Raw genomic sequence first — 12,358 nt, 5'->3', positions numbered from 1 at the left:
TCAGTCCGCGGCGGGGTCGTACAGCGGCAGGAAGTTGACCACCGGCTCCTCGTACGGGTGGGCGGCGCGCACGGCCGCGAGCACGGCGGCGGCCTGCTCCCGCTCGCAGGAGGACTCCACCCGGCACTCCTCGGCCCGTTCCACCTCGCCGGCCGTGCCCAGGTGGGGCCGGGCGGCGGCGGAGGGCAGCCAGGTGCCGGTGACCCGCCAGACGCTGGCGCAGCGGGAGTACTCGCCGATCCGGCCGGCGCCGGCGGCGTGGAGGGCGTCGACGACCTGCTCGACGTGGCTCTCCGGGACGGATATCTCGATCTTGAGGCGGGACATGCCGGGGACTCTAGCGGGCGGCCGGTCGGGCGGTGCGTCGCGGCGGTCGGGGTGGTGCGCCGGGCCGGTCGGGGCCGCCCGGGTGGGCGGGGCAGACGGGACGGATGGCCGGGCGCGGGCGTGGGCAGGCTCGGGCGGACACGTCCGTACGCAGTGAGGGAGCTGCCGACATGACCGCAGTGCACGAATCCGTCCTGGACGCGATCGGCGGGACGCCGCTGATCCGCTTGGCCCGGCTGGGCGCCGGGATCGCCGCGCCGGTCTACGCCAAGGCCGAGTTCCTCAACATCGGCGGCAGCGTCAAGGACCGCGCCGCGCTGTCCATGGTGCTGGCCGCCGAGCGGGACGGGCTGTTGGGCCCGGGCGGGACGATCATCGAGGCGACCTCCGGGAACACCGGGATCGGGCTGGCCCTCGTCGGGCGGCAGCGCGGCTACCGGGTGATCGCCGGGGTGTCGGACAAGTCGGCGCCGGAGAAGGCCGACATCCTGCGGGCGTACGGCGCGGAGGTGGTGCTCGCACCGACGGCGGTGGCGCAGGAGGACCCGCGGCACCTGTTCAACGTGGTCACGCGGCTCAGCGAGGAGATCCCCGGCGCCTGGCTCGCCAACCAGTACGACAACCTGGCCAATCCTGACGCGCACCTCCGGACCACCGGCCCGGAGGTCTGGGAGCAGACCGGCGGCCGGGTGACCCACTTCGTCGCGGGCGTCGGCACCGGCGGCACCGTCACCGGCACCGGCGGGTACCTCAAGCAGGTGTCCGGCGGTTCGGTGACGGTCGTCGGCGCGGACCCGGAGTCCTCCTCCTACGGCGGCGGGGACGGCAGCCCGTGGTTCGTGGAGAGCATCGGCCACTTCCTCCACCCCGAGACGGTCGAGGACCGCTGGCCGCAGGCCCTGGACTCGGAGGTCATCGACTCCTACGAACGGATCCCGGACCGCGAGTCGCTGCTGACCGCCCGCCGGCTGGCCCGCGAGGAGGGCATCCTGGCCGGGCCCTCCTCCGGTACGGCGGTGGCGGCGGCGCTGCGGGTGGCGCGCGGGCTGGGGCCGGATGGCCTGGTCGTGGTGGTGCTGCCGGACTCGGGCCGCTCCTACCTGTCCAAGGTGCACAGCGACGCCTGGATGCGGGAGTGGGGCTTCCTGGAGGACCGGGAGGAAGCGGAGGAGGGGGCGGGCGGTCTGCGGGAACTGCTGGACGCCGCCGGGCCGCTGGTCGCCGTCGGCGCGGACCTCACCGTGGCCGGGGCGTTGGAGGCGCTGCGGGCGGCGCCCGGCGGGATCGCCCCGGCGGTGCTGGCGCGGGCGGCGCGGCCGTACGGGGTGAGCGCGACCGAGGTGGTCGGCTCGGTGTCCCGGGAGGTGCTCACGGCCGCGCTGGCCGAGGGCGGGGCCGAGCCGGACGACCCGGTACGCCCGCTGCTCGGGCCGGCCCTGCCGACGGTCGGGGTCGGGCAGTCGGCCGCCGAGGCGCGGGCGGCGCTGGCGGGCGGGCGCCCGGCGGTGGTGGTGCTGGTGGACGGCCGGGCGGCCGGGGTGCTGACCCGGGAGGTCCTGGGCTGACCTCCCCGCGGCGGGGCCGTGCGTCTCAACCCCCCGCCGCGGGCCGTGCGCCCTAACCCCCCGCCGCGGGCGCCAGGATGGCGTGGATGACCCGGTCCAGGGTGCGGTCGAAGGCCTGGTCCGGGTCGGCGGGCGGGCCCGCGGTGGCGAAGGCCTGGGCCAGGTTCGGGTAGGCGCCGCTCATCGCCGCCTGGGTGAGGTAACCGACCATCTCCGCCTGCCACTTGGCGCCCGCGGCCGCCGTCTGCTCGTACTGGGCGAACTGGCAGATGAAGCCGTTGAACAGCGCCATCGCCTCCATCCGGGCCCCGCCCGGCAGGCCGGTGGGGGCGGTGACGGCGAGGAAGTGGTCGGTGTAGCGCAGGGCGTTGGGGCCGATGCCCGGGCGGGCGAGGACCAGGGCGGGCAGCCAGGGGTGGCGGCGCAGGAGCGCGAGCTGCTCGTGCGCGAGGCCCGCCAGGTCGGCGCGGACGTCTCCGCTCGGGGCGGGCGGCAGCCGGTACTCGGCGGTGGCCGCGTCGAGCATCAGGTCGAGCAGGTGCTCCTTCTTCGGCACGTAGTTGTAGAGCGACATGGTGCCCGCGCCGAGCGCGGCCGCGACCCGGCGCATCGAGACGGCCTCCAGGCCCTCGGCGTCGGCGATGACGATGGCGGCCGCCGCGATGGAGTCGCGGCTGTGGGCCGGCCGCGGGCCGCGGCCGGTGCGCTCGGGGCGCAGCCAGATCAGCTCGGGGGCCTCGGGCGGCGTGGGCCGCGCGGGCTGTTCGGGCTGGTCGGGCCGGTCGGGAGTGCTGGGGGGCTTGCTGGACGGCACTGGAAGATCACCTCGCTTCCCCATCTTAGATACGTACGTCGTACGTAGTAGCATGGCGTTCAGCTTCTACGTACGCTGTACCTAGAGAAGGGCGTAGCCATGTCCGACACCTCCCGACCCGCCATCGAGATGGCGGGCGTGCGGAAACGCTTCGGGGCCACCGAGGCCCTGCGCGGCCTCGACCTGACCGTGCCGGCCGGGACCGTCTGCGGTCTGCTCGGCCCCAACGGCGCCGGCAAGACCACCGCCGTGCGCGTCCTCGCCACCCTGGTCGCCCCCGACGAGGGCACCGTCCGGGTCGCCGGGCACGACGCCGTCCGCGAGGCCGAGGAGGTCCGGCGGGCGATCGGCCTGGCCGGCCAGCACGCCGCACTGGACGAGGGCATCACCGGCCGGGACAACCTCCGGCTGTTCGGCCGGCTGCACCGCCTCGGCGCCCGCCGGGCCCGGGAGCGCGCCGACGAACTGCTCACCCGCTTCGGCCTCGCCGAGGCCGGCGACCGGCTGGTGCGCACCTACTCCGGCGGCATGCGCCGGCGCCTCGACCTGATCGCCAGCCTGGTCACCAGCCCGCCGGTGCTGTTCCTGGACGAGCCCACCACCGGGCTCGACCCGCGCAGCCGCCAGGGGATCTGGGACACCGTCAAGGAGCTGGCCGACGGCGGCACCACCGTGCTGCTCACCACCCAGTACCTGGAGGAGGCCGACCGGCTCGCCGACGACGTCGTGGTGGTCGACCACGGCGCCGCGATCGCCACCGGCCCACCCGAGCGGCTCAAGGCGGCGATCGGCAGCCAGGTCTCGGTGACCCTGGCCACGGTGGAGCAGCTCGCCGCCACCGCCGTGGTGCTGTCCGCCCTGTCGGGCGGCGACGCCCAGGTGGACGTCGCCGAGCGGACGGTCACGGTGCTGACCGCACCCGGGGCGTCCGTCCTGCTGCCCGCGCTGGTGCGGGAGTTGGACGGGGCCGGGGTCGTCGCCGAGGACGTCGCCGTCCGGGTGCCCTCGCTCGACGACGTGTTCCTCGCCCTCACCGGGAAGACCCGGGAGAACGCCGAGCTGGGGAGGGCCGCCTGATGGCCACCGCCGTCCGCACGTCCGCCCGCACCGCCGTCCCCGCCGCCGCGCGCCCCTCGCTCGGCGCCCGGCTGGTCTCCGACACCTGGACGTCGATGCTCCGCATCCTGCTCAACTACCGCCACTCGCCCGGCCTGCTGGCCGCCTCGCTGGGCGTTCCGGTGGTCATGGTGGTGGTCTTCGGGTACGTCTTCGGCAGCGCCATGCAGGTGCCCGGCGGCGGGGACTACCGGGAGTTCCTGATGCCCGGGCTGTTCGCCATGGTCGCCACCAACGGCATCATGCCCACCATGGTCGGCGCCGCCCGGGACGTCGGGCGCGGGGTCACCGACCGGTTGCGCTCGATGCCGGTCTCCCGTACCGGACTCCTGCTCGGGCAGAACCTCGCCGACCTGCTGGTCAGCGTCGTCGTGCTGGCCCTGCTGGCCCTGGTCGGACTGGCCGCCGGCTGGCGCGCCCGGCACGGCGCCGCCGACGCGCTGGAGGGGTTCGCACTGCTGCTGCTCTTCCGCTTCGTGATGACCTGGGTCGGCACGCTGCTCGGCCTGGCCGTCGGCAAGGAGGAGGCCGCCGGGCAACTCTCCGTCGTCGTCTTCCCGTTGGCGATGGTCACCAACGCCTACGTGCCCACCGGCGGGATGCCCGGCTGGCTGCGGGTGATCGCCGACTGGAACCCGATCAGCTCCGTGGTGGAGGCGAGCAGGGAACTCTTCGGCAACCCGGCGGCGCCCGGCTCCGCGTGGCCGATGCAGCACGCCGTCCTCGCCACGCTGCTGTGGAGCGCCGCCCTGCTGGCGCTCTGCGGGCCGCTGGCCGTACGGAAGTTCGCCACGCACGGGCGGTGACCCGCCGGGTCGCCGTAATGTGCTGGACACCGTGGCCGGTGTGGCTTTAGGTGGGGCGCCATGGAGTACACCCACCTCGGCCGTACCGGCCTGACCGTCTCCCGCCTCTGCCTCGGCACCATGAACTTCGGCCCCCACACCGAGGAGGCCGAGGCCCACCGCCTCATGGACACCGCCCACGAGCGCGGCATCAACTTCTTCGACACCGCGAACTCCTACGGCCGCGACAGCGAGGGCAACCTCCAGGGCCGCACCGAGGAGATCATCGGCCGCTGGTTCGCCCAGGGCGGCGGCCGCCGCGAGCGCACCGTCCTGGCCACCAAGGCCTACGCGAACACCAGCGACTGGCCCAACGACGGCAAGCTCTCCGCCCTCGCCATCCGCAAGGCCGTCGAGGCCAGCCTGCGCCGGCTGCAGACCGACCACATCGACCTCTACCAGATGCACCACATCGACCGGGCCACGCCCTGGGAGGAGATCTGGCAGGCGATGGAGGTCCTGGTCGCCCAGGGCAAGATCATCTACGTCGGCTCCAGCAACTTCGCCGGCTGGCACCTCGCCCAGGCCCAGGAGGCCGCCCGCTCCCGGCACTTCCTCGGCCTGGTCAGCGAGCAGTCCCTCTACAACCTCCTCGACCGGGCGATCGAACTGGAGGTCATCCCCGCCCTCCAGTACTACGGCCTCGGGCTGATCCCGTGGTCCCCGCTGCGCAGCGGCCTGCTCGGCGGCGTCCTGCGCAAGGAGCGCGAGGGCACCCGCGGCCGCAGCGCCCTGGGCTACGCGAGCGAACTCCTGGACAGGCACCGCGAACAGCTCCAGGCCTACGAGGACTTCGCCGACGAACTCGGCACCGACCCGGCCGACCTCGCGCTCGCCTGGCTGCTCTCCCGCCCCGCCGTCACCGCCCCCATCATCGGCCCCCGCACCCCCGCCCACCTCGACGCCGCCCTCCGGGCGCTCGACCTGGACCTCGACCAGAAGACCCTGGACCGCCTCGACGAGCTCTTCCCCGGCCACAAGCCGGCCCCCGAGGACTACGCCTGGTAGACCCGCGGGCCGCCCGGCCCCGGCACCCCGCCGTCCGGGGTGCCGGGGCCGGTGCGCGAGGAGCTGGTGCGCGAGGGGCCGGGGACGCGCCGCCCCGACACCCCGGCGCTGTGGTAGCAAGACGGGTATGACGGAACGGATCAGGGAGCGGGACCGGGGCGCCTACCACCACGGGGCGCTGCCGGAGGCCTTGGTGGCGGCGGCGTTCGAGGTGCTGGACGAGCAGGGCCAGGAGAAGGTGAGCGTGCGCGAGGTGGCGCGCCGGGCGGGGGTCTCGGCGGGGGCGCCGTTCCGCCACTTCGCCGACAAGCAGGCGCTGTTGACGGCGCTGGCGGACCGGGTGCTGGCGGACTTCGCGCGCTGGCAGGAGGCGGAGGTGGCGGCCGCCGAGGCGGTCGGCGGGTCGGCGATGCGGGCGCTCGGGCTGGGCTTCGTCCGGTACGCGCTGCGCCATCCGCGGCGGTTCGAGCTGGTGCGCTCGCGGGTGTTCTCGGCCCCCCGGGACCCGCAGCTGCGGGAGCAACTGGACGGCCTGGACCGGGCGTTCGCCGGCCTGGTGGTGGCGGACCAGCAGGCCGGGCGGGTCGGCCCCGGCGATCCGGAGCTGGTGCTGCTGTCCGGGCAGGCGCTGGTGTACGGGCTGGCGCAGATGATCGTGGACGGCTACCTGCCCGCCGAGCGGGCGGAGGAGCTGGCCGTCCGGGTCCTGGACACCTTCCGCGCGGGGATCGCCGGGACGGTCAACCCTCCTGAGCGGTAACGGAATTGTGGCTGCGGCGAACCTTGACCGGCCTGGTGCGCGCTGATGTAATCGCCGATTACATGAGCGCGAGTCGTGAGTCGTGAGCGCGAGTCGTGAGCGCGAGTACCGGGAGGCACAGATGCCGCTGTTCGCCAAGCCGCAACCGGGCTACACCACCGCCGCCGCCACCGGCGACACCGTGGTGCTGCTGATCGGCATGCGGATCAACCGCTTCTGGGCGGTGCACCACTGGGGCCCGGTGATGTTCGCGATGTTCCGGATGCTCTACGAGCTGGCCCGCAGCCCCGAGCGCGGCCTGCGCGGCCGCATCCTGCTCACCGCCTCGCCGCGGACGTACTACGTCGTCCAGTACTGGGAGTCGAAGGAGCACCTGTACCGCTACGCGAGCGCACCGGACGGCTTCCACCACACCGTCTGGGGCATAGCCAACCGGAAGATCCGGGAGGGCAAGCTGCGCGGTCACGTCGGGCTCTGGCACGAGACGTACATCGTCCCCGAGGGCGGCTACGAGTCGATCTACTTCGACATGCCGGCGTTCGGCCTGGCCGGCGCCACCGGCCAGCTGCCGCTGGAGGCGCGCGGCCGGCACGCCGCCCAGCGCCTGGCCTTCCGCTCGGGCGACGGCTCCGACGGGGCGGGCGGCGCGGAGCAGGCGGAGGGTGCGGCGGCCGGTCCGGACGGCCTGAGCTGCCCGTACGTCGCGGACGGCGCCGACGACCGGACGGGCGCTCAAGGAGTGTCGTGAGTCCGTCCGGCGACCCCGGTGTGGGAGCGTCGGGGGATGGTCGATCAGGAGGGCGCCGTCCGGCCGGCGCGGGTGGTGCACGAGGTGCCCTACCGGGCGCAGTGGGAGTCCGCGGAGCTGGTGCGGGACATCGTCGACGGGCGGCTGGACGCCGCGCGGGACCCGCGCTGGGGGCAGTCCGGGGCCGCCACCCCGGAGGAGTACGCCTGGTGGTCCTGGCGGCTCTGCGGCGTCGCCTGCCTGCGGATGGCCCTGGAGCACTGGTGGGGCGTCACCCCGGCGGCGATGGTGCTGGCCCGTGAGTGCCTGGCGGCCGGCGCGTACGTCCGGGACGGCGACAGCCTGCGCGGGCTGGTCCACGTGCCGTTCGCCGACTACGCCCGGCGGCGCTGGGGACTGGCCGCCCGGGCGACGGAGTCGACGCCCGCGCAGGTCGCGGACGAGCTGGCGGCCGGGCGGCTGGTGATGCTCTCGGTGCACCCGTCGATCCGGGAGCCGCACGGGCCCGAGCCGGTGCGGCGCGGCGGCCACCTGGTGCTGGCGGTGGGGACCACCGGGACGGCGCTGCTGATCCACAACCCCTCCGGCTTCCCGGGGGAGTCGCAGGCCTTCGCCCGGGTGCCGTGGCGCTCCTTCGGACCGTTCTACGCCGGGCGGGGGATCGTGCTCGGCCCGCCCGGCGCCGACGACGGTCAGGTGTTGTCCGGCAGCCCCACCGGGTAGAACGGCAGGCTGCTCCGGCACAGGGCCGAGATCGGCTTCAACGCGGCGGCCAGGGAATCGAGTTCGGCGCGCGGGTAGTCCTCCCAGACGCGCGCGGCGGCCAGGTCGGTGGCGGCCTCCAGGGCCTGGTGGTGGGTCCGGCCCAGCTCGGTCAGCGAGCCGGTCGCGGTCAGCCAGCCCCGCTCGACCAGGCGCTCGGCGGCGGCCTCCCACTCGGTGTCCGTCCAGCCGCGCACCGGCTGGAGCTGCTCGCGCCGCATGTCCATCGCGCAGCGGACCACCAGGGCCTCACAGCCGTCCAGCCCGGCCGCGACCAGCGCGGCCACGTGACCGTCCCCGCGGTGCTCGCGCATCACGGTGGCGGCCCGCCAGAGCCGCTCGTACAGCCCCGGCGGGGCCGGGAGCGCCGCGTTGGCGGCGGCCAGCACCCGGCCGGCGCAGTCCAGCCGCTCGGCGGACTGCTCCATGGTCTCGACCGCCCGCTCGACCAGACCGCGGTCCACGTGCTCCAGCAGCCGGGCCAGCGCGGCGCCCGCACCCTTGCTGCGGGCGGCCAGCGCCTCCTCCGGGCTGGCCAGCGACCACAGCGCGGGCAGGGCCCGCTCGACCATCGCCGGGGCGAAGTTGAAGAACGCGGCGGTCACCGGCGGCGCGTCCACCGCGCCGAGCGGGGCGGAGCGGCCGGCGAAGTAGCCGCGCCAGAAGCCGCGCAGGCCGGCCGCCTCGAAGGCGTCGCGACACTCGGGCTCGAAGTAGGTGACGGCGTGCACCGGCTCGAAGAGCCACCAGAGCGCGCGGGCGGGATGGACGAGATCGGCCATCGGGAGACCTTCCTCGGACGGGGCTCCGGGCGGGCGCGGGGAGCTCGGCTGGTCGGTACGGCGGCGGCGGTCGCGCGGGCGGCGGATCGTCGGGGTCGCCCGGGCGGGTGCGTGGGCCGTTCACGTGCTGATGACCACGGGGACGGCCCCGGTAATCCCCGGCGGGGTGTGACGACGGTCACGTGCGGGGGTGTCGGGGGTGTGCGGGCGGGTGGCCGGGGGCGGTCGGGCGGGTGTCGGGTGGGTCCCCGGCGGGTCCCGGGTGGGGATCCGCTCAGGCCCGCACCGGCGGCATCGCGAGCGGGTCGATCGGCATCTCGGCCCGGCAGATCGCCGCGATCGGCCGCAACGCGGCGGTCAGGCAGTCGAGTTCGCCGTCCGGCCGGTGCTCCCAGACCCGGCCGGCGGCCAGGTCGGTGGCCGCCTCCAGCTCCCGGTGCCGGATCCGGCCAAGTTCGGTGACCGCGCCCGCCGCCGTCAGCCAGCCCCGGCCGACCAGCCGCGCCGCCGCGGCCTCCCACTCCTCGTCCGTCCACCCCCGCAGCGGCTGGAGCACCTTGCGGGAGGCGCCCGTGGCGCAGTGCAGCACCGGCGCCTCGCAGCCGTCCAGCCCGGCGGCGACCAGCGCGGCCACGTGGCCGTCCCCGCGGTGCTCGCGCAGCACGGTCGCGGCGTGCCACAGCCGGCCGTACACGTCCGCGTCCGTGGGTCGGGGCAGCGCGGCGTTGGCGGCGGCCAGCACCCGGCCCGCGCAGTCCGCCCGGTCCACGGCCTCCTCCAGCGCCGTCGCCGCGGTCTCGACCAGCTCGGGCGCCACCGGCGCCAGCAGCCGGGCCAGCACCGCCGCCGAGCCCTCGGTCCTGGCCGCGAGCACCCGCTCGGGGCTGGCCCTGGTCCACACCCGGGGGAGGGCGCGTTCGACCGCCGCCGGGGCGAAGCTGAAGAACGCGGCGATCACCGGCGGGGCGCCCACCGCGCCCAGCGGGGCCGAGCGGGCGGCGAAGTAGCCGTGCCAGCCGCCGTCCAGCCCGGCCGCCTCGAACGCCGCCCGGCTCTCGGGCTGGAGGAAGGTGACGGCGTACACCGGTTCGAAGAGCCACCAGAGTGCGCGGGCGGGGTGGACGGGTTCGGACAATCGAGACACCTTCCTCTTCCTCGTCGTGGGCGGGGCCCGACGAACGGGAGGGCACCGGCGGTCGCTCCAGAGCTGACCGCCACCGGGGCCGTCCCGGCAACCCGGGCAGCGTGTGATCACGGTCACGCGCCGGTCGGCGGGTGCGGTCGACGGCCGTACGGCGCGAGATGATGGCCCGAGGCGCCCGCCTCCCGGGTGCCCAGCCCTCGCAAGCCCTCGTACGAAGGTAGTCGGCCATGTCCCAGATCAGCCCCAGCATCCTCTCCGCCGACTTCGCCCGGCTCGCCGACGAGGCCGAGGCGGTCCGGGGCTCCGACTGGCTGCACGTGGACGTCATGGACAACCACTTCGTGCCGAACCTGACCCTGGGCGTCCCGGTGGTCGAATCGCTCGCCCGGGCCACCGACATCCCGCTCGACTGCCACCTGATGATCGAGGACCCGGACCGCTGGGCCCCGCAGTACGTCGAGGCCGGCGCCGGCTCGATCACCTTCCACGTGGAGGCCGCCGCCGCCCCCGTCCGGCTGGCCCGCGAGATCCGCGCCAAGGGCGCCCGCGCCTCGATGGCGCTCAAGCCGGGCACCCCGATCGAGCCCTACGAGGACCTGCTGCCCGAGCTCGACATGCTGCTGATCATGACGGTCGAGCCCGGCTTCGGCGGCCAGGCCTTCCTGGACATCATGCTGCCGAAGATCCGCCGCACCCGTGAGCTGATCGCCAAGCACGACCTGGAGCTGTGGCTGCAGGTCGACGGCGGCGTCTCGGCGGCCACCATCGAGCGCTGTGCCGAGGCCGGCGCGGACGTGTTCGTGGCCGGGTCGGCCGTCTACGGCGCGGCGGACCCGGCCGAGGCCGTCCGCAGCCTGCGCGAGCTCGCCGCCGGGGCGAGCAAGGACGCCTGGTGGGCCTGCGAGCACTGAGTCGCCCCGCCGCCGGGGCGGCGCCCGCGACGCTTTCACGGCGGCCCCCGCAGTGGCGGCCGGATGGCCGGGCACGGGTGGAGGAACCCCGCACCGTCACGGATGATCGGTGACGGTGCGCCCTCCCCGGCCCGGCCCTTCCCATGACGGTGGTGGAACCGCGATGAGCAACCTCGACCTCAAGCCCGCCCCGACCACCTGCGGCCGCGAGGCCAGCAGCGGACCGGTGCAGGACCTGCTGACCGGACGCCTGGTCCAGCTCGGCGAGAGCACGGCCGTCCGCCGACTGCTCCCCAACCTGGGCCGTCGGATGGTGGGCGCCTGGTGCTTCGTCGACCACTACGGCCCGGACGACATCGCCGACGAACCCGGGATGCAGGTGCCGCCGCACCCGCACATGGGCCTGCAGACCGTCAGCTGGCTGCACAAAGGGGAGGTCCTCCACCGCGACAGCCTCGGCAGCCTGCAGACCGTCCGGCCGTACGAGCTGGGCCTGATGACCTCCGGGCGGGCGATCTCCCACTCCGAGGAGTCCCCGCGCCCGCACGCCCGCTACCTCCACGGCGCCCAGCTCTGGGTCGCCCTCCCGGACGCCCACCGGCACACCGCCCCCTCCTTCGAGCACCACCCCGACCTGCCGGTGGTCACCGCGCCCGGCCTGCGCGCCACCGTCATCCTCGGCACCCTGGACACCGCCACCTCGCCCGGCACCACCCACAGCCCGCTGGTCGGCGTCGACCTCGCCCTCACCGAGGGCACGGACCTCCGGCTCCCGCTGGTCCCCGAGTTCGAGTACGCCGTCCTCGCCATGACCGGCCGGATCGACGTCGACGGCGTCCCCGTCGAACCCGGCTCGATGCTCTACCTCGGCTGCGGCCGTCGCGCGCTCCCGCTCCTCGCCCGCTCCGACGCCTCGGCGCTGCTCCTCGGCGGCGAGCCCTTCGAGGAGAAGATCGTCATGTGGTGGAACTTCATCGGCCGCTCGACGGAGGACATCGCCCAGGCCCGCGCCGACTGGACGACGGGCGACCGCTTCGGCGAGGTCCACGGCTACGCCGGAGCCCGCCTCCCCGCCCCGGAACTCCCCGCCGTCCCGTTGAAGCCGCGCGGCCGCGAGCGCTGAGCCCAGCCGGGTGTGCTGCCGAGCCCGCCACCGGTGTGACCGGCCCGTTTGCGCGGGGCCGCTGCCGGGCGTAGTGTTCTCTAGCTGCTCGGCTGGGAGCACCGGACACGCGTAGGCGCGGACGGTCCCGGAGCAGCCAATCCCTTGAAACACCACTTCCCGTCCTGGGCTGTGTCGCGTTCGCTTTTTCGCGCCCCGGCCCGAGGTTAATTCGGCGTGCGCGTTTATGGGGATTGCGGCTGGATTCGCTTTTCGAAGCGGGGGTCGGCTACAGTTTGAAACGTCGGACGGGGCGCCAAGCCGCAGAAGACACCAGCAAATCCGGTGAATGAAACTCCGGAAAACGGAGCGGAAAACATCTGGTAAGCTGGAAACACGAAAGAACGAAGCGCCCGGAGGGCCCGCTGGAAGGCGGTCCGAAGGAAGCGTCCGTTCCTTGAGAACTCAACAGCG

At 74.7% G+C, this 12,358-nt stretch carries 13 protein-coding genes; 9 read left to right on the top strand and 4 right to left on the bottom strand.

Going from position 1 to position 12,358, the window contains the following annotated elements:
* Entirely contained in the window at positions 1–327 is a 327-nt protein-coding gene (locus ACFXOZ_RS29525) for a hypothetical protein (protein ID WP_375889852.1), read from the bottom strand.
* A gap of 170 nt (positions 328–497) precedes the next feature.
* On the opposite strand from ACFXOZ_RS29525, the gene ACFXOZ_RS29520 reads away from it, so the two are divergent.
* Positions 498–1,892 carry a pyridoxal-phosphate dependent enzyme gene (locus tag ACFXOZ_RS29520; protein ID WP_380593291.1) on the top strand — a complete coding sequence of 465 codons (1,395 nt, stop codon included), beginning with the start codon at positions 498–500 and terminating at the stop codon, positions 1,890–1,892.
* A 52-nt stretch (positions 1,893–1,944) separates the two neighbouring features.
* Here ACFXOZ_RS29520 and ACFXOZ_RS29515 read toward each other — a convergent pair whose 3' ends face one another.
* Positions 1,945–2,706, bottom strand: a complete 762-nt coding sequence (locus ACFXOZ_RS29515; RefSeq protein WP_380524859.1) for a TetR/AcrR family transcriptional regulator — start codon at positions 2,704–2,706, stop codon at positions 1,945–1,947.
* A 99-nt stretch (positions 2,707–2,805) separates the two neighbouring features.
* Here ACFXOZ_RS29515 and ACFXOZ_RS29510 point away from each other — a divergent pair, with 99 nt between their 5' ends.
* From ACFXOZ_RS29510 to ACFXOZ_RS29485, 6 genes are all read left to right on the top strand, one after another.
* The gene (locus ACFXOZ_RS29510) at positions 2,806–3,783 is read left to right on the top strand and encodes an ATP-binding cassette domain-containing protein (protein ID WP_380524860.1); all 978 of its coding nucleotides are present in this window, start codon (positions 2,806–2,808) and stop codon (positions 3,781–3,783) included.
* Positions 3,783–4,628, top strand: a complete 846-nt coding sequence (locus tag ACFXOZ_RS29505; protein ID WP_375889844.1) for an ABC transporter permease — start codon at positions 3,783–3,785, stop codon at positions 4,626–4,628. Before ACFXOZ_RS29510 ends, ACFXOZ_RS29505 begins: the two co-directional genes overlap by 1 nt.
* Before the next feature lie 60 nt (positions 4,629–4,688).
* Positions 4,689–5,675 (top strand): aldo/keto reductase, encoded by a 987-nt coding sequence (locus tag ACFXOZ_RS29500; RefSeq protein WP_380593290.1) that lies wholly within the window; start codon positions 4,689–4,691, stop codon positions 5,673–5,675.
* A 127-nt stretch (positions 5,676–5,802) separates the two neighbouring features.
* On the top strand, positions 5,803–6,435 hold the full coding sequence (locus ACFXOZ_RS29495) for a TetR/AcrR family transcriptional regulator (protein ID WP_380401594.1): 633 nt from the start codon (positions 5,803–5,805) through the stop codon (positions 6,433–6,435).
* A gap of 127 nt (positions 6,436–6,562) precedes the next feature.
* Positions 6,563–7,183: a DUF4188 domain-containing protein gene (locus tag ACFXOZ_RS29490; RefSeq protein ID WP_380524869.1), complete on the top strand. Its 621-nt coding sequence runs from the start codon at positions 6,563–6,565 to the stop codon at positions 7,181–7,183.
* A 36-nt stretch (positions 7,184–7,219) separates the two neighbouring features.
* Positions 7,220–7,906, top strand: coding sequence for a C39 family peptidase (locus tag ACFXOZ_RS29485; protein WP_380524861.1), 687 nt, complete (start codon positions 7,220–7,222; stop codon positions 7,904–7,906).
* Here the strand turns inward: ACFXOZ_RS29485 and ACFXOZ_RS29480 are convergent.
* Complete coding sequence (locus ACFXOZ_RS29480) at positions 7,876–8,727, bottom strand: hypothetical protein (RefSeq protein WP_380524862.1); 852 nt, start codon at positions 8,725–8,727, stop codon at positions 7,876–7,878. The two genes, ACFXOZ_RS29485 and ACFXOZ_RS29480, sit on opposite strands and share 31 nt — an antisense overlap.
* A 274-nt stretch (positions 8,728–9,001) precedes the next feature.
* Positions 9,002–9,862 (bottom strand): hypothetical protein, encoded by an 861-nt coding sequence (locus ACFXOZ_RS29475; protein WP_380593289.1) that lies wholly within the window; start codon positions 9,860–9,862, stop codon positions 9,002–9,004.
* Between the two features lie 236 nt (positions 9,863–10,098).
* On the opposite strand from ACFXOZ_RS29475, the gene rpe reads away from it, so the two are divergent.
* A complete protein-coding gene (rpe, locus tag ACFXOZ_RS29470; RefSeq protein WP_380593288.1) occupies positions 10,099–10,782 on the top strand; it encodes a ribulose-phosphate 3-epimerase in 684 nt (227 codons plus the stop codon).
* Between the two features lie 163 nt (positions 10,783–10,945).
* Positions 10,946–11,905, top strand: coding sequence for a pirin family protein (locus ACFXOZ_RS29465; RefSeq protein WP_380593287.1), 960 nt, complete (start codon positions 10,946–10,948; stop codon positions 11,903–11,905).
* The last annotated feature ends 453 nt before the right edge of the window (positions 11,906–12,358 follow it).

Source organism: Kitasatospora sp. NPDC059160 (assembly GCF_042755465.1).
Taxonomy (GTDB): domain Bacteria; phylum Actinomycetota; class Actinomycetes; order Streptomycetales; family Streptomycetaceae; genus Kitasatospora.
This window is presented reverse-complemented; position numbering and strand designations above follow the sequence as displayed.

Bases quoted from the DNA above. Each gene is read 5' to 3' on its own strand.
- ACFXOZ_RS29485 (WP_380524861.1), top strand. From the start codon at position 7,220: ATGGTCGATCAGGAGGGCGCCGTCCGGCCGGCGCGGGTGGTGCACGAG.
- ACFXOZ_RS29465 (WP_380593287.1), top strand. From the start codon at position 10,946: ATGAGCAACCTCGACCTCAAGCCCGCCCCGACCACCTGCGGCCGCGAG.
- ACFXOZ_RS29525 (WP_375889852.1), bottom strand. From the start codon at position 327: ATGTCCCGCCTCAAGATCGAGATATCCGTCCCGGAGAGCCACGTCGAG.
- ACFXOZ_RS29505 (WP_375889844.1), top strand. From the start codon at position 3,783: ATGGCCACCGCCGTCCGCACGTCCGCCCGCACCGCCGTCCCCGCCGCC.
- ACFXOZ_RS29510 (WP_380524860.1), top strand. From the start codon at position 2,806: ATGTCCGACACCTCCCGACCCGCCATCGAGATGGCGGGCGTGCGGAAA.
- ACFXOZ_RS29500 (WP_380593290.1), top strand. From the start codon at position 4,689: ATGGAGTACACCCACCTCGGCCGTACCGGCCTGACCGTCTCCCGCCTC.
- ACFXOZ_RS29520 (WP_380593291.1), top strand. From the start codon at position 498: ATGACCGCAGTGCACGAATCCGTCCTGGACGCGATCGGCGGGACGCCG.
- rpe (WP_380593288.1), top strand. From the start codon at position 10,099: ATGTCCCAGATCAGCCCCAGCATCCTCTCCGCCGACTTCGCCCGGCTC.
- ACFXOZ_RS29495 (WP_380401594.1), top strand. From the start codon at position 5,803: ATGACGGAACGGATCAGGGAGCGGGACCGGGGCGCCTACCACCACGGG.
- ACFXOZ_RS29480 (WP_380524862.1), bottom strand. From the start codon at position 8,727: ATGGCCGATCTCGTCCATCCCGCCCGCGCGCTCTGGTGGCTCTTCGAG.